Origin of the sequence: Amycolatopsis sp. DSM 110486, assembly GCF_019468465.1 — a bacterium.
Lineage (GTDB): Bacteria > Actinomycetota > Actinomycetes > Mycobacteriales > Pseudonocardiaceae > Amycolatopsis.
Window position 1 is genome coordinate 2,604,314 of sequence record NZ_CP080519.1, and the last position, 23,280, is coordinate 2,627,593.

Sequence of the window (23,280 nt, forward strand, 5' to 3'; positions counted from 1 at the left end):
AGGGAATACCTGGCATTTCACGATTGTTTCCGACGGATTCGGAAATGAGAAATACTTACAACTTCAGGATCGATAGATGCGGCTTATCAATCGCGCTGGCTCAGCGCGGGCCGCCGAGCAGCGAGTGGGCGCGCGAGAGCACCTTGGCGACGTGCGGCGAGAGGTCGTCTACGCGCGTCGCGGCGGCCAGCTGGACCTCACGGGTCGTGCCCGCCAGCGGCCGGTACTGCGAGCCCGTGATCTGCAGATGGCGCACAGACGCGGGTACCAGGGCGACGCCCAGCCCACCCGCGACGAACGAGACCAAAGTGGAGGTCTCGCCGACTTCCTGCACCACGGACGGCACGAACCCGGCCTGCTGACACGCGTCGAACACGGCGTCGTAGACCACCGAACGGTGCCGCGACGGGTAGCAGATGAACGGCTCGTCGCGCAGGTCCGCGAGCCGCACAGTGTCACGGTCGGTGAGCGGGTGACTGGCGGGCAGCACCGCGATCAGCGGCTCGCGGCGCAGCACCTGCACCACCAGCCCCGGCTCGCGGACGGGCGGGCGGAGGAAACCGATGTCGAGGGTCTCCTCCACCAGCGCCGTCACCTGGTCGGGGGTGAGCATCTCGCCCTTGAGGTCCAGCTCGATGCCCGGGAAGTCGCGGCGCAGCACCCGCGCGAGCGAGGGCAGCAGCTCGTAGGTGGCCGAGCCGGTGAAGCCGATGGCCACCCGGCCGACGTCACCCCGGGCGACGCGACCGGCCTCGACGCTCGCCGCGTCCACCGAGGCCAGCACCGCGCGGGCCCGGTCGAGGTACCGCTGTCCGGCGGGCGTGAGCTGCACCTTCCGCGTGGTGCGCGTCAGCAGTTCGACGCCGAGCTCGGCCTCGAGCTGCTTGATCTGGTGCGACAGCGCGGGCTGGGCGATGTGCAGCCGGTCGGCGGCGCGGCCGAAGTGGCACTCCTCGGCGACGGCGACGAAGTACCGCAGGTGCCGCAGCTCCATCCGGACCTCACCTCCGACCGACCTCGGCTCACACCGCGAGCGACTCCACTGTTCCAGCCGGCTCGTACTCCGGCCAGGCGGCGTACGGACCGGCCTGGTTCAGCAACTCTGCCGGGTCGTCGACCGGAGGGTAGATCCACTGCTCGTTGATCGTGTGTTTGAGGTCCTTGGCGATGTGCTCGGTCATCTGCACCTCGCGGTCCCAGCCCGACGTGACGACCGCGCCCGCCGGCCCGAGCGAGAGGCAGGTGACATACGGCGCCGGCTCGAACCGGACCAGGGCCTCGTCCAGCAGGTCCGCGGCGACGTTGTGCCCCGCGAACTTGCCCTGAGGAAGGGCGTGCTGGCAGCTCTGCATCACCACGCGGCCCTCGGCCGGCGACAACGCGGCGGCCGTGTCGCCGGCCGCGTACACGTCGGGGACACCGCGAACGCGCAGGTACTCGTCCACGTCCAGTCGGCCGAGGTGGTCCTTCTCCGCCGCGATGAACGACGTGAGCGGGCTGGCCGTCATGCCGGCCGTCCACACGACCGTCGACGTCGGGATCACCGTGCCGTCGGACAGGCGCACCTTGTCGTGGGCGAGCTCCTCCAGGCTGACGCCGAGCCGGACCTCGACGCCGAGGTCGGCCAGGGCCTTCTCGATCGCCGGCCGCGGGCCCTCGCCCAGCTCCGGCCCGACGGCGTCGAGCCGCTCCACGAGCACCACGCGGACGTCGTCGGCCAGCTCCTTCAGCCGTCCGACGAGCTCGGTCGCGATCTCCAACCCCGTGAACCCGGCGCCGACGACCACGGCGGTGAACCTGCCTGGCCCGGCTTCGCGGTCCGGCAGCCGGCGCAGGTGCGAGTCGAGCGTGGCCGCGCCGGCGAGGGTGTCGATGTCGAAGAGATGTTCGGCGCCGGGCAGCGCGGGCCGCACGACCTGGCTGCCCGAAGCGAGCACGAGGCGGTCGTAGCCCAGCGTGGCGGTGGTCCCGTCGCGACGGACCGCGGAGACCGTGCGCGCGTCGGTGTCGATGCCGACGACAGTGCCGGCGACGCGGCGCACGCCGATCGGGCCGAGCACCCGGTCGAGCGGCACGCGCATGCGGTCGGGATCCGCCTCGTAGAGCCGCGGCCGGATCACCATGTCGTCGCCGGCGTTCACCACGGTCACCTGAAGGTCCTTTTCGGACAGTCCGCGTTCCTGGCGGAGCTTCACGGCGCTCGCCGCGCTCCACACCCCGGCGAAGCCACCGCCTACGATCAGGATCCTTGACATCCGGATTCTCCTCCCACACGACACCGTGTCGACCACCGTCGGTCAGCGGCCGGTGACGTCGAACCCTACGAATCTGGATATATACTGTCAAGGTTCCGCGAGTCCGAACACCGACTGATACACGGGAACGACGAATCCATACCTTCACCGTCCGAATGTCGCCTGGCCACCCCGGTGTCCCACTGACCCGGACGTCACCCGCTCGAACCTTCCAGGAGGCTCGGCATGAAACTGACCACGATCCGCACGAGTGGCGGCACGCGCGCGGCGCGGGCCGAAGGCGACGGCACGCTCGTCGAGCTGCCGTACCCGGACGTCGGCGCGCTGCTTCTTGATCCACAATGGCCGGTCGCCGCGGCGGGCCGGGCGCACGAGGCGATGTTCTGCGACCGGGCGCCATTGTCGGCGCGCCCGGGGAAGGTGGTCCGGGTCGACTTGGGCCGGCGGTCCTTCCACGTGACCCGGCCGAAGTCGTTCGCCGGGCCGCGGGACGCGATCGTGCTGCCCCAAGAATCCGTGGCCGCCACGTGGAAGGCCGAGCCGGCGGTGGTCATCGGGCGGCTCGGCACCATCGCGGGGTTCTCGATCCTGAACGAGGTCACCGTGCCGTGGCTGTCACTCGGCCCGGCGCTGGTGACTCCCGACGAGCTGCCGGGAGGTCTGCGACCCCGGCTCGCCCTGCACAGCTTCGTCGACGGCCGGCCGGTGCAGAAGACCGACACCGCGGATCTGGACTTCGTCGCGTTGGTCCACCGAGTCTCGCAACATGTGCGGCTCGAGCCGGGTGACGTCGTCGCGGCGGGGCACGAGGAGGTTCCGCTTTTGCTGAGCGCGGGTTCCGTCCTCGAAACGGAGATCGACGAGATCGGTTTCCACGAGAACGTCCTGGAACGGGTTACGTGAGCGTCGCCGTTGCCCGGAAGGTGCCGAGCCGGTCGGCGATGCGGTAGCTGATGGCGAGGCCGGCCTCGGTGACGTTGCGGGCGGCCTCCGCGACTGCCTTGCGCGTGAACGTCTCGCTCAACCCGGCGATGGAGACGGCGCCCACCGGATTGCCTGTGAGGTCGGTGATCGCGGCGGCCACCGACGTGGTGCCGCGCTGGAACGAGTGACTGACGACGAACCCGTCGCGCCTCGCCGTCGTCAGCACGGCGGTCAGCTCGGTGAAATCGGGTGCGGGCAACCGTTCCGCTTCACAGGTCAGCGAAACGAGCCGCTCCACCACCTCCGGCTCCAGCGCGCTGAGCGCGGCCTTGCCACAGCCGGTGCGGTGCGCGGGCGCGCGAAGGCCGACGCGGTTGCGCATCGGCCGCGGCTCCCGGCCGGTGATGCGGTCGAGGTACACGACCCAGCCGTCGACGAACTGCGCGAGGTGCGTTTCCTGACAGGTGCGCAACGGCAGCCGCCGCAACAGGCCTTCCGACGCGGTGGCCAGGCCGGTGCAGTCGATCACCTGGCCGCCGAGCCCGACCAGCGCGGACCCGAGCCGGTACCCGCGCCGCGGCACCTGTTCGAGCATCCCGGCCTGGCACAGGGCCAAGCACAACGAGTGCGTGGTGCTGCGCGGAAGCTGCGTGCGTTCGGCGAGCTGCCGCACGCTGAGTGTCGGCTGAACGGGGCTGAACGCGTTGAGCACGACCATCGCCTTCGCGACGGACGCGTTCCCTTTCGACGCGACGACCATGGCGTGCCTCCGTTCGAGCCCGATGCGGAAAATACCCCCGCCCGGGCCAGATCGGCGATCCTCTGTCCGGCTGTACCGGACGCGAGAATTGCGCTTGCGGTGCGGCAAAAGGAGTCCGGTCAGGCCGGACGCTTCGGCTGTGTTCCGCCGTTGCGGCCTCTAGCGTGCCGAGGATGTCCAGCGTGTTCCGGATGTCCCCCGAGAGGAGCCCGCGCGTGCCTGGTGCGACGCCGGAAGAACGGTTGCGAGCCACCGGTCTGAGCCTGCCCGCGCTGCGGCCGGTCGCCGGCAACTACGTCGGCGCGTACCAGGAAGGCTCCCTCGTCTACCTGGCCGGGCAAGGCTCCGAAGGCTGGCTCGGTCGGGTCGGCGAAACTCTCACGGCCGAAGACGGCTACGCGGCTGCGCGTGAGTGCATGCTGCACTTGCTGGCTCAGCTGCGTCAGACGCTGGGCAGCCTCGACCGGGTGCGCGGCATCGCGAGGGTCGTCGGCAACGTCTCGTGCACCGACGATTTCACCGGCGTGGCACAGGTCCTCAACGGTGCGTCCGACCTGCTGGTCGAGGTCTTCGGCGACGCCGGGCGCCATCCCCGCTCGGTCGTCGGCGCGAAGGCGCTGCCCAAGGGCATTGCCGTCGAAGTGGACCTGATCGCTGTCGTGGAGCCCGCCGGTCGCTGACCGGCGGGCTCCACGCGGTCACGGGATGATGGCGGTGACCACGACACCGTCGGGCAGCTGTTCCACGAGGGTCGCGCCGATCCCGGACGTCGACCCGGTGACCAGCTCGGTCCGGCCGTTGAGGTCGAGCTTCACGAGCTCCTCCGATCAGGCCAGGCCGAGCTGCTGGTTGAAGGTCTGGTTGTCCCAGAACAGGAATTCCTCGTCCATCGTGCCGCGACGGTTCCAGATCCCGACGGTGGCCATGTTGATCGCGTACTTCCGGCCGGTCGGCTGGATGAAGCCGCCCTTGCCGTCGGGCATGGGGCGGGTGAAGGTGCCCTGCATCACGCCGGTGACAGCGGTGAGCTCGTTTTTGGCCACGCGCAAGGGATGTGAGTGGATGCGCGTGTCGGGCGCCCAGACGAACATCGCGGCGAGGTCGGCGATGTGCTGGTCGATGCCGTCGGTGTAGTGCCCGTCAGGCCAGTGCACGCGGATGTTGCGGGCGTGGCTTTCGTCGAGGCGCTTCCAGTCGGCGTGGGAGAAGACGTCGAAGTCGAGCTCGTCGAACGTCTCCAGGTGCTTGCGCTCGTCGTGCGTCAGGTTGCGCGGATAAGGCGGATTCGGCACGGGGTGGGCGGCCGGGTCCGGCAGCAGCGGCTGCCCGGCGGCCTCGGCCACGTTGCCGCTCGCGACGGCGGTGAGGGCGAAGGCACCGAACGCGGCGGCGGCTCCGCCTTTGAGCGCGGTACGGCGATCCATGATTGCTCGCTTTCAGCTGGCAGAGGGGAGTTCGCGCCCGGTCGCCCAGGCGTGGCTGGTGGAGACGATGGCGGTGACGACGTCGAGTTCGGTCTCGTCGCGGGGCCCGTAGACGAGGACCATGCCCGGCGTGAGCCGGATCCCGGCGAGCGGGTGGGCGACGGCCCAGCCACGTTCGATCGCTTCCGCGGCAAGGGAAACCGGCAGGGCGACGTGCAGGGAACCGTCGGCGCGCGGGTGCAGGTGGGCGAACTCGCCGGCCCGCGGCACGAGGAACGCGTCGGCCGGCCCCGCCTGGCCGTCGGCGAGCATGAACCCGCGGGCGCCTGGCACGGAGATGGCCGACTGCTCGCTGTTCACCCCGGGTAGCGCGTTGACGCGGGCGAACAGCTTTTCCTGCAGCTCGGCCGGGGCGTTGCCGGTGAGCTGCTGCTGGGGGATGGTGACGCTGACGTCCGGCCGCTTTCCCGTTCGCAGTGGAAGGTCCTCGAGTCCGTCCCACCGCGTCGGCTGAGGCCCGGGCACACGGCGCCGCTCGAGGAAGTCCGCGCGCTCGGCGAGCCAGCCGCCGAGGGAGGCCAGTGCGTCGGGCGCGATGCCGTGGCCCACCGGGTCGCGCCGCGCGATGGTGGGCGCTCCGGACTCGGCCGTGAGGTAACGCCAGGTCCGGTCCTGCAGGTCGCGCGGGATGACCTGGTCGTGCTCACCGTGCGCGAGGAACACGGGCAAGCCCGCCAGCCGCGCCGGGTCAGTGGGCACACCCGCGTCGAACGGCAAAGTGCCGTAAAGGATGGCGGCGCCGGCGAAGCGGTCCGGATCGTCCAGGACCAGGCCGCCGGCGAACGCGGCCCCGCCGCTGAACCCGATCAGCAGCACGGGCCCGCGTTGCCGGTCGAGCCAGGCGCGGAACCAGTCCATCGTGATCCGTAGTGACTCCGGCGTCGGGCGGCCGATGCCGCGGTTGGCGAACCACGCGAAGCCACCGCCTTCCGCGATCGGTGCTCGCACTGCTGCGTAACGGAAACCCTTGGGCAACGCGTCGGCGAGCCCGATGATCTCGGTCTCGCGCGAGCCGCGGCCGTGCAGCAGCACGACCAACGGCCCTTCGGCACCTCGGGTTTCGACGACCGGGGTTTCGACGACCGGGATTTCGACAACCGGCTCGTTCATCGGAGTGTCCTTTTCAGACGGTCGGGCCGAGCAGCGCCCAGCCGGACTGCCAGGGCCAGTTGTTGCCGGCGTTGAGGGCGATGTTGAGGAACGCCATCTCCTCCAGCGCGCGGGCCATGCGCAGGCCGCCGGCGTCGATCGGGCGGAAACCCAGCGAGGTGAGCAGCTCCGCGACGACCTTCTTGGCGTCGGTGTCGTCGCCGGCGTAGAAGGCGTCGAGCCGGTGACCGCTCTCGGTGGGCGTGCCGAGGCGGCCGGCGAAGATGGTGTTGAAGGCCTTGACCACGGCGGCGTCGGCGACCAGGCGCTGCAGCGTCTGCACGGCGGCGGTCTCTTCGATGTCGAGGTCGGTGAACGTCGCGTTGAGCGGGTTGGTGGCGTCGACCACGACCTTGCCGCGCACGGCAGGCGCGATCTCCTGGGCGACGGCGCCGACGGCGTTGCCCGGCACGGCCAGCACCACGACGTCGGCGTCGGCCACCGCGTCGAGGTTGCTCGCCGCGCCCCGCGCCCCCGTCTCGGCGGCGACCTTGGCGGCCTTCTCCGGACTGGTCGCGGTCAGGGTCACCGCGTGCCCGGCGTCGACGGCGGCCTTGCTGAGAGCCGAGCCGACGTTGCCGGCTCCGATGATGGCGATCCGCATGATTACCTGCTCCTTCAATATCTGACTGTTCAGATACTGACACGGTAACCACAAGATGCCTTCCGATGCAATAGCTGACGCGTCAACCTTCTCCGCGTACACTTGCGGCATGGACCCGATCGACGACCGCCTGATCACGACGTTCGGCAGGCTGGTCGAGGCCAGTAGCCAGTTGGAACGCCGGCTCGGGCCCGCCATGCAGGCCGAGACCGGGCTGCAGCACACGTGGTTCGAGGTGCTGATCCGGCTCGCCCGCTCCGACGGCGGGCAGCTGACGATGAGCGCACTCGCCGGCGAAGTGGCACTCACCACAGGCGGCATCACGCGGCTGATCGACCGCATCGAGGCGGCCGGCTACGTCGAGCGCCGCCCGTGCCCGACCGACCGCCGCGTCGCCTACGCCGGTATCACCGACGCGGGGCGCAAGGTCCTTGACCAGGCCGCGACGGCCCACGCGCGCAACTTGCGCGCCGCGTTCGCCGCGTTCTCCGAGACCGACCTGGACACCCTCGACGGGCTACTGGACCGCGTCCGGCACGGTTTTGAGATTGCTTGAAGGTTCAAGTCGGACGGCGTAGCGTTTTGACTGAACGTTCAACTGCCCACGCTTGGAGACGTCCGTGCGATTCCAGCTCCTCGACATCCTGCCGCACCTGCAGAACCCGGTCACCGGGCGAATCGTCAGCACGTCGGACCGGTACGCGCAGGCGTTGAACACCGCGCAGCGGGCCGAGCAGATCGGCTTCGACGCGGTGGCGCTCGGCGAGCGGCACGCGGGCCCGTTCCTGTCGGCCGGCGTGACCGTGCTGCTCGGTGCGATCGCCGCGACCACGAGCCGGGTCCGGATCCAGACCGGCGTCACCGTGCTGTCCATTTCGGACCCGGTGCGCATCGCCGAGGACTTCGCCACGATCGACCAGCTCTCCCGCGGCCGCGTCGAGATCGTGATCGGCAAGGGCAACGAGGCCCGGCAGCTGCCGATGTTCGGCGTCGAGCCCGGGCAGCAGTGGGACCAGCTGGCGGAGAAGTACGAGCTGCTGCGCCGGCTGTGGCGCGAGGAAAACGTGACGTGGGAAGGAAAGTTTCGCGGCGCGCTTGACGGGGTCACCACCCTGCCCCGCCCATTCGCCGGCGCTCCCCGCGTGTGGCACGGCTCCGCGACCACCCTGACGTCCGCCGAACTCGCCGCGAAGTGGGGCGACCCGCTGTTCAGCGCCAACGCCATCCAGCCGCGCGACAACTACAAGATCCTCATCGACCACTACCGCGCCGAGTACGACCGCCACGGCCACGACCCCCGCTACGCCTTCGTCGGCGCCGGCGCGGGCTTCCTGTACCTGGCCGATTCCACACAGGACGCGCGCGAGCACTTCGGCCCGGTGTACGAGAAGATGGTCGAGTTCTTCAACAAGCCGGGCAACCACACGCCCGGCAACGAAATGGTCTTCCGCGACATCGACCACGCCATCGCCGAAGGTCCCGTGCTCGTCGGCAGCCCGCAGCAGATCATCGACAAGATCCTGTACTTCCACGCCGCCTTCGGCCACGACCTCCAGTCGTTCAGCCTGCCCACGATGCTCCCGCACGAACAGCAGCTCGAGATGCTGGAGCGCTTCGCCGCCGAGGTGATCCCCGTGGTGCGCAAGGAAGCCCCCACGACACTGTGGACAGACGCCGACCCGTACGGCGCCCGCCCCGCCTTCGCCGGCAAGCAGGTCCCGGACGCCGCCGCCCTCATCGACGGCCGCTGATTTTCCCTGTCCCGCCAGGCAGGACGCAGGTTTTGATCACCCCGATGGAGGCATCCGTTTCGGGTGGGCTTGCCGGTACCGTGAGCGCCGACCTCCCGGCCGAAAGGTGTTCAGCAGGTGTCGGACTCAGATCTCGCGGCGGGCGTCAGCTCCACCGCCCTCATGGTCGCGGCCGCGCGCGCCATCGAAACCCACCACCCGCACAGCCTGCTGCGCGACGAGTACGCCGAGCATTTCGTCCGCTCGGCCAACTCCCCCGTCGCCCTGCCCACCCGCATCGAGGACGTCTCCCTCGGCGACGCGGACCCCTTCTGGGGCCACCTGGGCCGCTTCTTCGCCGTCCGCGCCCGCACCTTCGACGACTTCCTGGTGGACTCCGCCCCGCACACCCCGCAAATCGTCATCCTCGGCGCCGGCCTGGACACCCGCGCGCTGCGCCTGGACCTGCCCCCTTCGGTGACCTGCTACGAGATCGACCGGCACGACGTCCTCACCTTCAAATCGAAGGTCCTGGGCTCCCTGGGCGCTCTTTCGCCTGTACCCCACCACCTCCTCCCGGCCGACTTGGCCGACGACTGGCCCTCTGCCCTGCTGTCCGCGGGCTTCAACCCCTCCGTGCCCACCACGTGGATCGCCGAAGGCCTCCTCCTCTACCTCCCCGCGCCGGTCGAGACCTCCCTCATCGACACCCTCAACACCCTGTCGGCCCCCGGCAGCCGCGTCGGCCTGGAAACCCTCCCCGGCCAGGACTCCCTCCGCGACCACACGCTCTTCGACACCAGCACTGCGGAAACCGGGTCGCACCTGGGCGGCCTGTTCGATCCTGACCCTCGTCCTGATACGCCCGCTGCTCTGGGCGCCGCCGGGTGGACCCTCACGACCTCGCCGGTGGACACCTTCACCAGGCGGTACGGGCGAGGCCCGGACCCGTCGATTCCGGGGCCGATCCTTCAGTCTCGCTTCACCTTCGGTGAGAAGGACGCCTGAACGCCGTCATTTCCGAGCGACGCCGGCGAGCAGCAGCGACTCATTGGGCGAAGGCAGGTGCGCGGTCCGGTCACCGTCGCTGGCGTCCTCCGGGTGCCAGAGCGGGGTCCACATAACGCCGGGCTCCAGCAACGTGAAGTCGCCGAAGAAGTCGGCGATCTCCTTGCGGCTCCGGAAGACGACGGGACTCGACGACGTGTCGTACAGGCGTTTGAGGTCCGCGAGCATCTCCGGGTAGCCGGGCGGGACGAGGGGCTGGTAGTCGCCGGTGGTGCAGACCTCGAGCGGGGGCGGGGTGTTCGTGCTCGCGGAACAGCCGGTCGCGAGGAGGGCTGCGGCCAAGGCGACGGCCGCGATTCGGATGTGCACGGCGACCTCCTCAGCCTGGTTGCTCACGCTCCGTCAAGATCGTAATCCGCTTCGAGCGGAAACGGTGGCGGGCGCGGCGGCGCGAGCGGTCCACTGGTGCTTGTGAAGGCGGCCTACGACGAAATCGCGGACTGGTACGAGGGGCAGTTCCTGGGCGCGCAGCAGTCGGATCCGCTCGGGATCTCCGCCGCGCTTCGGGAGCTGCTCGGGGCGGGCACCGGGGTGTGCCTCGAGGTCGGGTGTGGCACGGGCGTCCACGCGGGCGTGGTGCGGGAGCTGGGGTGGACGCCCATCGGGGTCGACTTGTCGGCCGGGATGCTGCGGTACGGGCGCGAGCGGATGCCGGTCGCCCGCGCGGATGCGCAGCGGTTGCCGGTGCGGGACGGCGGCGTGGACCCGGTCGTCGCCGTCATGGTGCACACCGACATGCCGGCGTATCCGGCCGTGCTGCGCGAGGTGGAGCGCGTGCTGCGGCCGGGTGGGGTGTTCGTGCACGTCGGGGTGCATCCGTGTTTCTGCGGCAGCTTCGCGGATCGCAGCGACCCGGCCGCGGCGGTGATCCGGCCGGGCTACCGGGAGCGGCACTGGACAAAGGATTCGTGGACGGACCAAGGGATCTGGGACAAGGTCGGGGCGGCGCACTGGCCGTTGCCGGAGTTGCTCAACGCGTTCGTGGACGCGGGGTTCGGGCTGGAGCGGTTCAGTGAGGGTGGGGTGCCGTTGCCGATCGTGTTGTCGGTGCGGGCCGGAGCGTAAAGGGCCGACCACGCGGACCATCGGCGCCCCACCACGGTCAGCGGCCAGGGAGCCGTTCCGTGATTTCCTGCAGGAACCATTCGTTGCCGTCCGGGTCGTGGAAGGTGGCGAAGGTTCCGTAGGACGCGCGGGTGGGGTGGGGGCCGTCGGCGAGATGGGTCGGGTTCGTGTGGTGGAAGACGCCGCCCTTGTCGTGGAAGGGGGTGGAGGCGGGGATGCCCGCGGCGGCGAGTTCGGTGACGGCCGCCGGGAGGTCCTTGACGATGAGGTGGAGGCCGCGGACTGAGCCGGGAGGGGCAGTGGTGACGCCGGTGCCGAAGAGGATCGACGTCGCGGAGCCGGGCGGGGTGAGGTGGACGACGCGGTAGTCGTCCGCCTGGTAGTCGACGTCCAGGCGGAAGCCCAGGGAGACGTAGAAGGCCTTGGCGCGGTCCACATCGGACACGGGCAGGACGATGAGTTCTAGTGAGAAGTCCACGATTCTCCTTACAGCGAGTGCGGGTGGAGGAGGTCGGAAAGGCCGAGGCGGGTGAGGAACTGCGTGCGGGCCTGGTCGGCGCCGGCGCTGACCGCTTCGGAGCCGTCGTCGACCGGGTCGATGTGGAGGCGGAAGGGGCGGGTGCCGTGGGGCAGTGCGAGGACGTCGGTGACGGCGGTGGCGACGGCGCCGGCATCGATGTCCGGTGGGGCCAGGTCGGAGAGCCGCGCGGCGACGTGGTCGAGGAGGCCCGGGTAGAGGTTTTCGTAGGTGGCGGCGCGGGCGGTGTCGGTGGCGGGGTGGCCGTTGGCGAACAGCGAAGTGCCTTGGGCGAACACGCCGGGGACGACGATCGTGGTCTCGATGTCGAAGCGGGCGAGCTCGGCGGCGTAGGAGACGGCGAACGCGTCCATGGCCGCTTTGGCCGCGAAGTACGGCGCGAGGTACGGCGGGGCGCCGCCCTTGGTGCTGGAGGAGCCGATCCACACCAGGAGGCCGTGGCGGCGCTCGCGGAACTGCGGCAGCACGGCACGGTTGACGCGTTGGGGGCCGGAGACGTTGGTGTCCATGACCTCCGCGATGTCGTCCGGGGTGAAGGCTTCGGCCGGGCCCATGGCGAGGTAGGCGGCGTTGTGGACGACGACGTCCAGCGGCTCGGGGATCGAGGCGACGGCGCTGTCCACTGAATCCTGTGAGCGGACGTCGAGTTCCACCGCGAACAAGGCCACCGATCGGGAGGACGCGTAGGTCGCCAGCGCGGCGGCCGCGGGGGCGTTACGGCCGGTGAGGTCGCGGATGCCCGCGTAGACGGTGTGGCCGGCGTCGGCCAGCGCGCGCACGATCAGCGCGCCGAAGCCGGAGCCCGCGCCGGTGACGAGGACGGTCTTGCCCATGGCACTCCTTGGTCCATCGTGGGCAGCCGCCGAAAGGGCTGCCGAATGGTCGAACCATGGAGCGGAGGGAAATCATTGCGTGGTAACGAAACTTCGGCGCGATCCGTGGGTTTGGCGAGATCCGTGCCTCAGGAACCACCAACCAAAAACGGCCCTCCCCCGCCGAAAATCCAGCGAGGGAGGGCCGCAGAAGAAGAACTCAGCCGCCGTACTTACTGGTGCACGTGGCAACAGTCGGCGAAGTGAATCCGTCGCGGAAGGCCTCCACCCGGGCGAAACCGGAGGGCACCGTCGTACCGGAAGGGTCGGAAGCGATGACGCTCTTCGGCGACAGCAACTCGGCGATGGCCTCGTCCAGGTCACCCGGCGAAAGCTCCAGCGTCGCCTTCTTGTCCGGCGTCAACGTCCCCGCCCACATGCCCGTCAGGCAGGCCGTGAGCTGGCCCGTGGAAGCAGTGTCCAAGCGCAGGCCGTAGGCCTTTTCGACCGCCAACGCGTATCGGGACGCCACCTCGGCGAACGCGGCGAAGTCGCCGAAGCCGCCGGAGGTGCCGCGCGACGGTGGGGTGCCGACGCGGCGAAGGGAGTCCAGGTCGACCGACACGGTGTCGGTCGACGGGCAGTACGCGGAGGGGCTGGTCACGCGAGCGTCCGAGCAGGACTCGGGGTCGGAGGTGAGCTTGGGGGCGCCCTTGGGGAAAGCGGCGCGCAGGCTCGACTCCAGGTCCTGCAGGTTGGCCGGGTCCACGACGTCCAGGTTGCCCTTGCCGTCGCCTGTGTCGAGGTCCTTGGACGAGAACGGCAGCTGGCTGGTGCGGCTGACGACCTCGGCGTTGTCGATGGCGGCGCAGCGCTTCGGGCCGTCGGTGAAGCCGAACTGGAAGGCGGACACGCGGTCGAACGCGCTGCCGTGCGCGCCGGCGGTGTCGAAGCTGGAGCCGGCGGAATCGCGGATGAAGAAGAGCGTCGCCATGATCTGATTGAGGCCCGTGCCGGTCGACACCTGGAAGTGTGGCGAATTGCCTTCCGCGACCCAGCGGAAGAACGTTCCCGCGTAGCAGTCGGCCTGCTGTTCCTTCACGATCGACGGGGTGTTGGGGCTCAAGCCCAGGCGCGTCTGGACGGCGTGGCCCAGTTCGTGCGCCAGGACGGCGACCACGGACATCGGGCCGAAGGAGTCGTTCAGCATGGGCAGGAGCTCGCCGCGGTCCCACGCGACCAGGTCGCCGGAGGGGCAGTAGAACGCGTTCACGAGGCCGGCGGTGCTGGAGCCGCAGAGGTTGAGGCCCTGGCCGCGCGAGTCGTAGGAAATGAGCTGGCCGACGGGTTTGTAGTCCTTGCCGAAGTTCTCCGGCAGCTGCTCGGTCCAGTACTGCTGCACGTCGGCGACGGCGTTGGCGGCGAGCTTGTCGATCGCGCCGCCGTCGGTGTTGGCGACAGGCAGGTCGGTGTCCGCGACGCCGGCCTTCGGGCCGCTCGGACCGTCGGTGATGGCAAGGCCGGCGACCTTGGCCGGGTCGGGCCGGTCGACGCCCGCGCTGCCCTGGACGGCCGTGGTGCACCCGGCCAGCAGCACGGCGCCCGCGACCAGCGTCGCCACCCACGTGAACCGCGAAGTCATAGCTCCTCCAAGGAAAAAGAGCCGGTGCGACCGAGGGGCCGCACCGGCTCGAAGTAAATCAGGCGCCGAAGTGGACAGACTGGATGGCGTCGTCGAAGCCGATCGTGGAGAGGTCCTTCACGTCGCTGTCGACGACCGTCGACTTGCCGGTGCAGTTCGGGCCGGTCCACAGCTTGAGCGTGCCGTCGGTGGTCAGCGAGGAGGTGACGCCGGGGCGGGCCAGGTTCTGGCAGGCGTTGTCACCGGAACCGAAGGACAGGCCCTGCGAAGCGCCGTTGTCGCTGAAGAACGCGTCGTCGAACAGGATCGTGCTGGTGGCGGCCTTCGAGTCGCCCGACGGGGTCGGGGGGTTGTCCGAGGGCGGGGTCGTGGTGCCGGAGGCCGAACCGTCGAGCACCTTGCCACCGGTCGGGCTCATGCCGAACCACGTGCCGCCGACGCCCTCACCGTTGGTGTCGCCCGGGTTCTTGTCGCCGGAGAACGTGTAGGCGGGCCAGTTGCCGACCGTCAGCTGCAGCGAGCCGTCGTCGCGCTTCACGACGCCGATCGCGGACTTCTTGATGCCGGCGATGAAGACCTTGGTGCCCTTGGTGACCTTGACCGGCGGCCACTTCTTCTCGCAGTCGGCGTTGCAAGTGGACTTCGGCGGCTTCGGGGAGTCGTTGTCGAAGCGGTAGATCGTCATCCCGGCGCCGTTGATCACGACCGGGTTCAGGTTGCCCGCCTTGCCGGCTCGCAGCGACACCCACTTGGTGCGCACGTCCGCGGGCGCGCCGGCCGGTGCGAGGTCGCCGGTGTCACGAGCGGCGTTGTTGCTGCGGGCGGTGCCGCTCAGCAGGTCGAGACCACCGGCGTTGCCGGCGTCCACCGCGGCGCCGGCCGGGGCCGCACTCGGGGTGCCGTCCGTCTGGCCGCCGCAGGCCGACAGCAGGGCCGCGCCCGCCGTCACGAAGGCAGCGAAAAACAGGGCGTGCTTGCGGAACATGGGGGAACTCCAGGGGGTTCGACCGGGGCTCCTGGACCGTCCGGAGCCGCTCTTGCCCGTGACACGGGGCTGGGGTCGAGTTCGGTTCACGTGAGTTCGAAAGTTTTTTGAGGAATCGGGAACTCGCAGGTCACGCGGGATTCCCGGTCGCACGCCCCGGCCCGGTTGCGGTAAGCATGGGCCATGACCAAGGTCCGGTTCGGCTTGCTCGGCCCCGTGGAGGCGCACGTCGCCGGCGAGCCCGTCGACCTCGGGCACGCGCGGCAGCGCTGGGTGCTGGCCGCGCTGCTCGCCGACGCCAACCGGCCCGTGTCCACGGAACGGCTCGTCGAGCGCGTGTGGGCGGACGAGCCGCCGTACCGCGCGCACCGGCTGCTCGCCAGCTACCTCTCCCGGTTGCGCCGCACGCTCGCCGCGGCCGAGGGCGTCGAGATCAAGCACGGCCCGAGCGGCTACGTGCTCACCACACCACCCGGGAGCGTCGACGTGCTGCGGTTCCGTGCGCTCGTCGCGCAGGCGCGCGCGCAACGGCGGCCGGAGCTGTTCGACGAGGCCCTCGCTCTGTGGCGCGATGACGCCTTCGCCGGCCTCGACACCCCGTGGGCCGACGCGGTGCGCGACAAGCTCGCCGCCGAACGCCTGTCCGCGCAGCTCGATCGCACGGACCTCGCGCTGCAGCTCGGCGAGCACAACGCCGTGCTCGCCGACGCGGCCCAGCGCGCCGCGGCTTTCCCGCTCGACGAGCGGATCGCCGGCCAGCTGATGCTCGCCCGCTACCGCGCCGGGCGGCAGGCGGGCGCGCTCGAGGAGTTCGACCGGATCCGCCACCGGCTCGCCGACGAGTTCGGCGCCGACCCCGGACCCGCGCTGCGCGAGCTGCACCAGCGCATCCTCACCACCGACCCGGAGCTCAGCCCGCCGCGCGAGACGCCCGTGCCGCGTCAGCTGCCCGCGCCGCCGCGGTGGTTCGTCGGGCGCGACGCGGAGCTGGCCGAGCTCGACGCCGCGATGGCCGGCGGCTCGGGCACGGTCGCGATCTCCGCGATCGGCGGCGCCGGCGGGATCGGCAAGACGTCGCTCGCACTGCGGTGGGCGCACCGGAATGTCGCGCGGTTCCCCGACGGCCAGCTGTACGTGAACCTGCGCGGCTTCGACCCGGCCGGTTCACCGCTGCGGCCCGAAGCCGTGGTGCGCCACTTCCTCGACGCGTTCGGCGTCGCGCCCGCGGCCGTGCCCGCCGAACCCGAAGGCGGTTTCGCGCTGTACCGCAGCCTTGTCGCGGGCCGGCGCCTGCTCGTGGTGCTCGACAACGCGCGCGACGCGGCGCAGGTCGAACCGCTGCTGCCAGGCAGTGAGACGTGCACCGTGATGATCACCAGCCGGCACCGGCTCGGCGGCCTCGGCGTACGCGGCGCGCAGCTGCTCGACCTGGGCGAGCTGGCCGAACGCGAGGCGCGCGAGCTGCTCACGCGACACCTCGGCGACCAGCGCGTGGCCGCGGAGCCCGCGGCTGTCAACGACCTCGTGCGCTGGTGCGGCGGCCTGCCGCTGGCGATCAGCGTCGTCGCGAGCCGGGCCGGCGCGAACCCGCGCTTCCGCCTGGAGGTGCTGGCGCGCGAGCTCGCGGACGCGTCGGCGCGGCTCGACGCGCTGGACGCCGGCGACCTGGCCACGAACGTCCGCGCGGTGTTCTCGTGGTCCTACGAAGCCCTCGACGCGGGAGCCCAGCGCGTGTTCCGGCTGCTCGGCGCCGTGCCGGGACCGGACGTGAGCCTCGCGGGCGCGGGTGCGCTGGCCGGTCTCGAGCGGCCCCGGGCGTTGCTGCGCCGCCTCGTCGACGCGCACCTGCTGCAGGAGCACCTGCCCGGCCGCTACCGGATGCACGACCTGCTGCGGCTGTACGCGGACGAGCTCGTCACCCCGCCGGAACGCGCCGAAGCACTGCGGCGCTTCACCGACTACCTGCTGCACACGGCCGGCGTCGCGAACCGGTTGCTGCGGCCGGAACGCCAGTCGATCGACCTCCCGGCGGCGAGCGCGCCCCCGCTGGCCGACCGCCGGGCCGCAACACGCTGGTTCCACGACGAACAGCACAGCCTCCGCGCGACGCTGGATTCCGCGGTGCGGCGTGGCGCGCACGAGGATGTGTGGCGGCTCGCGTGGAGCGTCAGCGGTTACCACGTGATCCACGGCCGGCTCGTCGAAGACCTGACAGCGTGGCAGGCCGGGCTCGCGGCCGCCCGCGCCCTCCACGACCCGGAACCGCAGGCCATCGCGGCGATGTACCTCGGCACGGCCTACACCCGCGCCGGGTCCCACGACCACGCCCTCCGACATCTGCGCGAAGCGCTTTCCCTTGCGCAGCAGGCGGATCTCGCCGCCGACGCCGCCCGCGCCCTCGGCTGGGCGCTCGGCCAGAGCGGCGACTTCGACGGCGCCCTGCACCACACCGCCGTCGCGCTGGAGCACTACCGCGCCACCGACAACGGCCTGCGCCAGGCCGACGCGCTGAACACCCTCGGCTGGTACTGCGCACAGCTCGGGTTCCTGGCCGAAGCCCGCGAGCACTGCGAACAAGCGCTCGTGCTGTGCCGCAAGCACAACCACCACCGCGCGGAGACCGTGACGCTCGACAGCCTCGGGTACATCGCCTCGGCGATGGGCGAGCGCGAGGAGGCGCTGGCGCACTACACCGCCGCCCTCGCACTCGCCCACGACACCGAAGACGCCTACGACGAGCCCGTGATCCTCGCCAACCTCGGCGACACCCACGCCGCTCTCGGTGACCTGGCCGCCGCCCGCGACGTGTGGGCCCGGGCGCGCGAGCTGTTCCAGGCCCACGGCCGCACCGGCGACGTCGAGCGCATGGCCGCGAAGCTCGCGTCAGCCGAGCAGTGACGCGAGGTTGTCCAGCGCCGCTTGGAAAGTCGCCTCGACGTACGGGCGCACGGCGTCGGGCGCGGTGAAGGTGCCCGTGTACTCCAGGACGGCGCCACCCTCCGGGGCGGCGTGGACGACGAACGTGCCGACGTAGTCGCGGATCGGCCCGTTGTCGCCGAGCACGCGCCAGCGAAGGGTGCGCGTGTCGGCGGAGGACTCGATGAGCTCCTCGAACACGACGGCACCGGTTTCGGTGGTCAGGCGGCGCGTGTCGATGAGACCCGGCGCCGGTTCGCTGAACTCGGTGGCGGGGAACCAGGTGTGGACGTTGTGGAAGTCCGCGATCCGCTCCCACACCACGGCCGGGTCGGCGGTCATCCGCTTGCGCAGCTGCACGGTGGTCATGGCCGGTCCCTTCAGTACTTCGAGACGAACTCGGCCAGCTTGTCCAGCTCCACCAGCGACTCGTCGCGCGAGAGCGTGGGCAGGATCAGGGCGACGCGCTCGACGCCGAGGTCCTCGTAGGCGTGGATCACCCCGGCGTCGGTCGGGGTGTAGGTGACGGTGACAGGCACCGGGCGGCCCGCGCGTTCGCGCAGGTCTTCGGTGTAGGCGCGCATGGCGTCGACGGGCAGGGGCGGCGCGAGCCAGCCGTCGCCGCGCTCGACGGTGCGGCGCGCGGCCGCCTTGCTCCAGCCGCCGATGTAGATCGGCGGGTGCGGCCGCTGCACGGGCTTGGGCCAGCTGTAGATCGGGTCGAAATCGACGTATTCGCCGTGGTACTCGGCCTTTTCCTGCGTCCACATCGCCTTCACGGCGTCGATGCGCTCGTCGAGGACCTTGCCGCGCTCGGCCGGGGCGACGCCGTGGTTCTGCAGCTCGTCGAGCACGTTGCCCGCGCCGACGCCGACGATCAGGCGGCCGCCGGACAGCTCGTCGAGCGTCGCGGCTTCCTTCGCGAAGACGATCGGTTCGCGCTGCACCAGCAGCGTCACCGCGAGGATGAGCTTGAGCCGCTCCGTCACCGCGGCCACCGCGCCGAGCGAGACGAACGGGTCGGGCATGCGGAACCACGTCGGGTCCATCTCGGCGCCGTTGCCGTCGAGTCGCGGGCCGTCGGTGACCGGAAGGTGCGTGTGCTCGGGGACGAGCAGCGACTCGAAGTCCCGCTCCTCCAACGCCCGGCCGAGCTCCGGGTAGGTGATGCCGCCGGTGTTGATGACCGTCCAGATGCCGAATTTCACGCCAGACCCCTCGTGTGCCGTCGAAGATCGTTCGTGATCAACGCTGACACGAGGGGACACCCCAGACCTGCCCCTGAGGTGGGTACCCGCAAGGCCCTGGCACGAGGGAAAACCGGGCAACCCGGGCGCGTGATCCCCGTCTCTTCGGCTACAGGTTGCGCGTCGCCAGGTGGCGCCGGCGACGCAGGGTCGATCGGGGCCGGACGACGCACGTCGCGGGGGCGACGCGGGGTGCCGGGCGAGCGGCGGCGCGGTGGGCGCTGTGCAGCCACAGGACGTCGCGGCCGAAGGAACACACGAGCGTGACCAGGGCGGCCATCGTGACGGCCAGGCCCGCCAGGTGCGGCAGCAGGCCCGAGCCCGCGGCCACCAGCAGCACACCCTGCAGCGCGGCGACCACCTTGCGCGCCCGGCTGGGCGGCAGCGCGCCGTTGAGCCACGGCAGGGCCCAGGACGCCGCGACGAACGCGTAGCGCATCAGGCCGATGGCGAGGACCCAGTAGCCGAACGTCTCCGCGGCCAGCACGCTGAGCACCAGGATGAGGAACGCGTCGGACTCCATGTCGAACCGCGCACCGAGCGCCGAGGACGTGCCGGTGCGGCGCGCGACCTGCCCGTCGACGGCGTCCAGCGCCAGTGCGACGGACGCCAGCGGCACGAGCACCGCGAGCGGCACTCCCCCGTTCAGGTGGTCTGCGACCAGCGCCGTGACGCCGCCGATGAGGATGGCGCGGGTGAGCGTGACGTGGTCGGCGGGGCCCAGTGACCGGGCTCCGGCTTTGCGCGCGGCGCCCGCGAGCAGGGCCCACAGGCCGACGGTGTACGCCAGGCCCGCGGCCCAGCCGGCGGCGCCGAGGCCGACGGTCAGGGCGAGCACGCCCAGCAGCGCCACCTGGGCTCCGGCACCCGCGGCCTGCTGCCGAACGAGTGAACCCACGGTGGAACGTGATCGTGTAGTGGTGGTGACAGCCATATCGCCTCGATCTCGCGGCAGAGGAGGACGACCATGACACGTACGGGACAGGCCTTCTGGTTCAAATCCGCCGGAACCGGTGAGATCCGGGCGGCGGAGATTCCGGAGCCGGGACCGGACGAAGTGCTGGTCAGGACCCTGTTTTCCGGCATGAGCCGTGGCACCGAAAGTTTGGTGCTGCGCGGCGGCGTGCCCGAGAGCCAGCGCGAGGTGATGCGCGCGCCGTTCCAGGAGGGCGACTTCCCGTTCCCGGTGAAGTACGGCTACCTGAACGTCGGGCGCGTCGAAGCCGGGCCGGGTGAGCTGGTGGGGCGGACGGTGTTCAGCCTCTTCCCGCACCAGACCGAGTTCGTGGTGCCGGCCTCGGCGGTCACGGTGGTGCCGGACGACGTGCCGGCCGCGCGGGCGATCCTCGCGGGCACCGTGGAGACGGCCGTGAACGCGCTGTGGGACGCCGCGCCGCTGGTCGGCGACCGGATCGCCGTGGTGGGGGCCGGGATGGTCGGCAGCAGCGTCGCCGGGCTGCTTTCCCGCTTCCCGGGAGTGGACGTCCAGCTCGTGGACACCGATCCGGCTCGGGAGAAGGTCGCGGCGGCGTTCGGCATCCGCTACGTGCGGCCGGAGGACGCCGAGGGCGATCTCGACCTCGTGGTGCACGCGAGCGCGACCGACGCGGGGCTCGCGCGGTCGCTGGAGCTGCTGGGCCGCGAGGCGACGGTGGTGGACCTGAGCTGGTACGGCGACCGGCGCGTGAGCGTGCCGCTGGGCGAGAACTTCCACTCGCGGCGGCTGACGATCCGCAGCAGCCAGGTGGGCACGGTCTCCCCCGCCCGGTCCGCGCGGCGCACCTACGGTGACCGCATGGCCACGGCGCTGCGGCTGCTGGCCGATCCGGCGTTCGACGTGCTCGTGACCGGCGAGACCGCGTTCGAAGATCTGCCGAACCTGATCTCCCGCCTGGCCGGCGGGGACCTGCCGGGGCTCGCGCACCGGATCGTTTACCCGTAAGTTCTTGTGATTCCTAAGGAGAAAACCTTGTTCAGCGTCACCGTCCGCGACCACATCATGGTCGCCCACAGCTTCCGCGGTGAGGTCTTCGGTCCGGCGCAGAAGCTGCACGGCGCCACGTTCGTCGTCGACGCCACGTTCCGCCGCACCGACCTCGACGCCGACAACATCGTGGTCGACATCGGCCTCGCGACGCAGAAGCTGGGCTCCGTGCTTGCCGACCTCAACTACCGCAACCTCGACGACGACCCGGCGTTCGAGGGCATCAACACTTCCACGGAGTACCTGGCGAAGGTGATCGCCGACCGGCTGGCCGACGCCGTGCACGCCGGGGAGCTCGGCGAAGGTGCCCGCGGGCTGTCGGGGATTTCGGTGACGTTGCACGAGTCGCACGTCGCTTCGGCCGGGTACGAGCGTTCGCTTTGACCGAGGTGGATCCGTCCGGCTACGCGCCGGAGTGGTTGCGGCTGCGGGAAGGCGCCGATTCCGTCGCGCGGGCTGCGTCCCTTGTGGACTCGCTCGCGTTGGCCGCGCCGGTCGTGGTCCGAGATCTGGGCTGTGGCACCGGTTCCATGAGCCGCTGGCTCACGGGCCGGTTGCCGCAGCCGCAGCGGTGGATCCTGCACGACCAGGATCCGGGGCTGGTGCGGCTGGCTGTCGCGGGTGTTCAGAATGCGACAGGCGAGGTTCGGGATGTCACACGGCTGACGGCGGCGGATCTTTCGGGAACGTCGCTGGTGACCGCGTCGGCGTTGCTGGACCTGTTCACGGCCGAGGAGATCCGGCGGTTGGTCGACGCTTGCGCAGGGGCGCGGGTGCCGGCTTTGCTGACGTTGTCGGTGGTCGGGCGGGTCGCGCTCACTCCGGCCGACCCGCGCGACGAGGCGGTGGGGGCGGCGTTCAACGCCCACCAGCGCCGGGAGGATCGGCTGGGGCCGGAGGCGGTGGCGTTCGCGGCTGCCGAGTTCGCTGCGCGCGGGTTCACGGTGAAGCGGGCGGCGACGCCGTGGCGGCTGGGAGCCGGGGATGCGGCATTGATCGAGACGTGGTTCTCGGGCTGGGTTTCCGCGGCGGCAGAGGAGAATCCGTCGTTGGACTTGTCGGGGTATCGCCGGGTGCTCGACACGGTGGTTGTGGAGCACGAGGACTTGCTGGCTCTGCCTTAGTTGTCTTAGCTGCCTGGCTGCCTCAGCCGTCGGCCTCGCGGCGGGCTTTGGCTCGCCGTTTGCCCTCGTGCATCGCGGCGACGCGGGCGATCGGAATGGTGTGGCCTTCGGCGACGAGGTCGTCCGGAAGTGCCTGCGGTGCGGGCATTTCCGTCGCCCACGGGTCGGTGTCGCCGAGGAGGTCGAGTGCCGTGTGGACGGTGAAGTCGCGCGGAGTCACGTCGTCGGCCGCGGCCCACGGGATCGGGAACGACACGGTCAGGCCGGGCCGCACGCGCGGGCTGTAGGCGGCGACCACGGTGGCGCCGCCGGCGCGGGTGGAGTCGAGGAACACCTTGCCGTGGCGGTCTTCGCGGATGAACGCGGTGGTGGCGAGCTCCGGGTCGAGGCGTTCGGCGCGGGCGGCGATCGCGCGGGTGGCGGCGGCGACGTCTTCGTGGGCCTGGCCGGGCTTCAGGGGTACGAAGACGTGGACGCCCTTGGAACCGCTGGTTTTCAACGCGCCGGCCAGCCCGGCGTCGGCGAGAGCTTGACGGACCAGGCGCGCACCCGCGACGGCCAGTCCGAACGGCGCGCCCTCGGGTGGGTCCAGGTCCATGATCAGGTGGGTCGGACCTTGGGTGTGTTCGAAAAGCGTCAACGTGGGGTGGTATTCGATCGCGCGCTGGTTGCCGAACCACAGAAGCGTGGGGCGATCGTTGCACAACGCGTAGGAAACTTCCCGCTTCGAACTCTCGGCCCACAGCTTCACGCGCGGCACCCACTCGGGCGTGTACTTCGGCAGGTTCTTCTGCATGAACGCGTCCTGCCCGCGCAGCACGCGCACGACCGACAGCGGCCGGTCGTGCAGCACCGGCAGCAGCCGCTCCGAGACGCCGTCGAGGTAGTCGAGCAGGTCGCGTTTGGTCGCACCGGCGTCGGCGAACAGCGGCTGGTCGAGATTGGTCAGTTTGACACCCTCGCGTACGTCGTCGCTGCTCATCGGCCTACCTT

The 23,280-nt window shown here is 70.8% G+C and carries 25 protein-coding genes; 10 read left to right on the top strand and 15 right to left on the bottom strand.

Annotated features, from left to right (window positions below):
* Nucleotides 1-100: 100 nt before the first annotated feature.
* A complete protein-coding gene (locus K1T34_RS12735; RefSeq protein ID WP_220244475.1) occupies nt 101-994 on the bottom strand; it encodes a LysR family transcriptional regulator in 894 nt (297 codons plus the stop codon).
* Nucleotides 995-1,022: 28 nt separating this feature from the next.
* Nucleotides 1,023-2,255 carry an NAD(P)/FAD-dependent oxidoreductase gene (locus tag K1T34_RS12740; protein WP_220244476.1) on the bottom strand — a complete coding sequence of 411 codons (1,233 nt, stop codon included), beginning with the start codon at nt 2,253-2,255 and terminating at the stop codon, nt 1,023-1,025.
* A gap of 225 nt (nt 2,256-2,480) precedes the next feature.
* On the opposite strand from K1T34_RS12740, the gene K1T34_RS12745 reads away from it, so the two are divergent.
* On the top strand, nt 2,481-3,158 hold the full coding sequence (locus K1T34_RS12745; RefSeq protein ID WP_220244477.1) for a fumarylacetoacetate hydrolase family protein: 678 nt from the start codon (nt 2,481-2,483) through the stop codon (nt 3,156-3,158).
* Here K1T34_RS12745 and K1T34_RS12750 read toward each other — a convergent pair.
* A complete protein-coding gene (locus K1T34_RS12750; protein ID WP_220244478.1) occupies nt 3,151-3,939 on the bottom strand; it encodes an IclR family transcriptional regulator in 789 nt (262 codons plus the stop codon). The two genes, K1T34_RS12745 and K1T34_RS12750, sit on opposite strands and share 8 nt — an antisense overlap.
* Before the next feature lie 173 nt (nt 3,940-4,112).
* Between K1T34_RS12750 and K1T34_RS12755 the strand changes: the two genes are divergently transcribed.
* Nucleotides 4,113-4,619 (top strand): RidA family protein, encoded by a 507-nt coding sequence (locus tag K1T34_RS12755; protein ID WP_220244479.1) that lies wholly within the window; start codon nt 4,113-4,115, stop codon nt 4,617-4,619.
* 147 nt (nt 4,620-4,766) lie between these two features.
* On the opposite strand, the gene K1T34_RS12760 is transcribed toward K1T34_RS12755, so the two are convergent.
* The 3 genes from K1T34_RS12760 to K1T34_RS12770 are packed head-to-tail and all read right to left on the bottom strand — an operon-like array spanning nt 4,767 to nt 7,176.
* Nucleotides 4,767-5,363 carry an ester cyclase gene (locus K1T34_RS12760; RefSeq protein ID WP_220244480.1) on the bottom strand — a complete coding sequence of 199 codons (597 nt, stop codon included), beginning with the start codon at nt 5,361-5,363 and terminating at the stop codon, nt 4,767-4,769.
* 12 nt (nt 5,364-5,375) lie between these two features.
* Entirely contained in the window at nt 5,376-6,533 is a 1,158-nt protein-coding gene (locus K1T34_RS12765) for a luciferase family protein (RefSeq protein ID WP_220244481.1), read from the bottom strand.
* A 13-nt stretch (nt 6,534-6,546) separates the two neighbouring features.
* Nucleotides 6,547-7,176: an NADPH-dependent F420 reductase gene (locus K1T34_RS12770; protein ID WP_220244482.1), complete on the bottom strand. Its 630-nt coding sequence runs from the start codon at nt 7,174-7,176 to the stop codon at nt 6,547-6,549.
* Nucleotides 7,177-7,285: 109 nt separating this feature from the next.
* Between K1T34_RS12770 and K1T34_RS12775 the strand changes: the two genes are divergently transcribed.
* The 3 genes from K1T34_RS12775 (at nt 7,286) to K1T34_RS12785 (ending at nt 9,914) form a co-directional block, all read left to right on the top strand.
* A complete protein-coding gene (locus K1T34_RS12775; RefSeq protein ID WP_220244483.1) occupies nt 7,286-7,732 on the top strand; it encodes a MarR family winged helix-turn-helix transcriptional regulator in 447 nt (148 codons plus the stop codon).
* A 64-nt stretch (nt 7,733-7,796) separates the two neighbouring features.
* Complete coding sequence (locus tag K1T34_RS12780; RefSeq protein WP_220244484.1) at nt 7,797-8,927, top strand: LLM class flavin-dependent oxidoreductase; 1,131 nt, start codon at nt 7,797-7,799, stop codon at nt 8,925-8,927.
* A gap of 117 nt (nt 8,928-9,044) precedes the next feature.
* Nucleotides 9,045-9,914 (top strand): SAM-dependent methyltransferase, encoded by an 870-nt coding sequence (locus K1T34_RS12785; RefSeq protein ID WP_220244485.1) that lies wholly within the window; start codon nt 9,045-9,047, stop codon nt 9,912-9,914.
* Nucleotides 9,915-9,920: 6 nt separating this feature from the next.
* On the opposite strand, the gene K1T34_RS53250 is transcribed toward K1T34_RS12785, so the two are convergent.
* The gene (locus tag K1T34_RS53250) at nt 9,921-10,310 is read right to left on the bottom strand and encodes an SAM-dependent methyltransferase (RefSeq protein ID WP_255638474.1); all 390 of its coding nucleotides are present in this window, start codon (nt 10,308-10,310) and stop codon (nt 9,921-9,923) included.
* A gap of 69 nt (nt 10,311-10,379) precedes the next feature.
* On the opposite strand from K1T34_RS53250, the gene K1T34_RS12795 reads away from it, so the two are divergent.
* Nucleotides 10,380-11,039, top strand: coding sequence for a class I SAM-dependent methyltransferase (locus K1T34_RS12795; RefSeq protein WP_255638475.1), 660 nt, complete (start codon nt 10,380-10,382; stop codon nt 11,037-11,039).
* A 37-nt stretch (nt 11,040-11,076) separates the two neighbouring features.
* Here K1T34_RS12795 and K1T34_RS12800 read toward each other — a convergent pair whose 3' ends face one another.
* The 4 genes from K1T34_RS12800 to K1T34_RS12815 all read right to left on the bottom strand — a co-directional run bounded on the left by K1T34_RS12800 (nt 11,077) and on the right by K1T34_RS12815 (nt 15,016).
* Complete coding sequence (locus tag K1T34_RS12800) at nt 11,077-11,517, bottom strand: VOC family protein (RefSeq protein WP_220244486.1); 441 nt, start codon at nt 11,515-11,517, stop codon at nt 11,077-11,079.
* Nucleotides 11,518-11,525: 8 nt separating this feature from the next.
* Complete coding sequence (locus K1T34_RS12805; protein WP_220244487.1) at nt 11,526-12,410, bottom strand: SDR family NAD(P)-dependent oxidoreductase; 885 nt, start codon at nt 12,408-12,410, stop codon at nt 11,526-11,528.
* Nucleotides 12,411-12,609: 199 nt separating this feature from the next.
* Nucleotides 12,610-14,031: a neutral zinc metallopeptidase gene (locus K1T34_RS12810; RefSeq protein ID WP_220244488.1), complete on the bottom strand. Its 1,422-nt coding sequence runs from the start codon at nt 14,029-14,031 to the stop codon at nt 12,610-12,612.
* Between the two features lie 58 nt (nt 14,032-14,089).
* The gene (locus tag K1T34_RS12815) at nt 14,090-15,016 is read right to left on the bottom strand and encodes a hypothetical protein (protein ID WP_220244489.1); all 927 of its coding nucleotides are present in this window, start codon (nt 15,014-15,016) and stop codon (nt 14,090-14,092) included.
* A 183-nt stretch (nt 15,017-15,199) separates the two neighbouring features.
* On the opposite strand from K1T34_RS12815, the gene K1T34_RS12820 reads away from it, so the two are divergent.
* Nucleotides 15,200-17,914: a BTAD domain-containing putative transcriptional regulator gene (locus tag K1T34_RS12820; RefSeq protein WP_220244490.1), complete on the top strand. Its 2,715-nt coding sequence runs from the start codon at nt 15,200-15,202 to the stop codon at nt 17,912-17,914.
* Here K1T34_RS12820 and K1T34_RS12825 read toward each other — a convergent pair.
* The 3 genes from K1T34_RS12825 to K1T34_RS12835 form a co-directional block, all read right to left on the bottom strand.
* Nucleotides 17,900-18,301 carry an SRPBCC family protein gene (locus K1T34_RS12825; RefSeq protein ID WP_220244491.1) on the bottom strand — a complete coding sequence of 134 codons (402 nt, stop codon included), beginning with the start codon at nt 18,299-18,301 and terminating at the stop codon, nt 17,900-17,902. The two genes, K1T34_RS12820 and K1T34_RS12825, sit on opposite strands and share 15 nt — an antisense overlap.
* Before the next feature lie 11 nt (nt 18,302-18,312).
* Nucleotides 18,313-19,140, bottom strand: a complete 828-nt coding sequence (locus tag K1T34_RS12830; protein WP_220244492.1) for an LLM class F420-dependent oxidoreductase — start codon at nt 19,138-19,140, stop codon at nt 18,313-18,315.
* 148 nt (nt 19,141-19,288) lie between these two features.
* Complete coding sequence (locus tag K1T34_RS12835; protein ID WP_220244493.1) at nt 19,289-20,113, bottom strand: CDP-alcohol phosphatidyltransferase family protein; 825 nt, start codon at nt 20,111-20,113, stop codon at nt 19,289-19,291.
* Nucleotides 20,114-20,146: 33 nt separating this feature from the next.
* Between K1T34_RS12835 and K1T34_RS12840 the strand changes: the two genes are divergently transcribed.
* Genes K1T34_RS12840 through K1T34_RS12850 form a run of 3 tightly spaced genes read left to right on the top strand, consistent with a single transcriptional unit; the run spans nt 20,147 to nt 22,287 of the window.
* Entirely contained in the window at nt 20,147-21,121 is a 975-nt protein-coding gene (locus tag K1T34_RS12840; protein ID WP_220244494.1) for a zinc-binding alcohol dehydrogenase, read from the top strand.
* Between the two features lie 27 nt (nt 21,122-21,148).
* Nucleotides 21,149-21,547, top strand: a complete 399-nt coding sequence (locus K1T34_RS12845; protein ID WP_220244495.1) for a 6-carboxytetrahydropterin synthase — start codon at nt 21,149-21,151, stop codon at nt 21,545-21,547.
* 5 nt (nt 21,548-21,552) lie between these two features.
* The gene (locus tag K1T34_RS12850) at nt 21,553-22,287 is read left to right on the top strand and encodes a class I SAM-dependent methyltransferase (protein ID WP_255638756.1); all 735 of its coding nucleotides are present in this window, start codon (nt 21,553-21,555) and stop codon (nt 22,285-22,287) included.
* A gap of 22 nt (nt 22,288-22,309) precedes the next feature.
* Here the strand turns inward: K1T34_RS12850 and ligD are convergent, their stop codons facing one another.
* Nucleotides 22,310-23,269: a non-homologous end-joining DNA ligase gene (gene ligD / locus K1T34_RS12855; protein ID WP_220244497.1), complete on the bottom strand. Its 960-nt coding sequence runs from the start codon at nt 23,267-23,269 to the stop codon at nt 22,310-22,312.
* Nucleotides 23,270-23,280 lie beyond the last annotated feature (11 nt).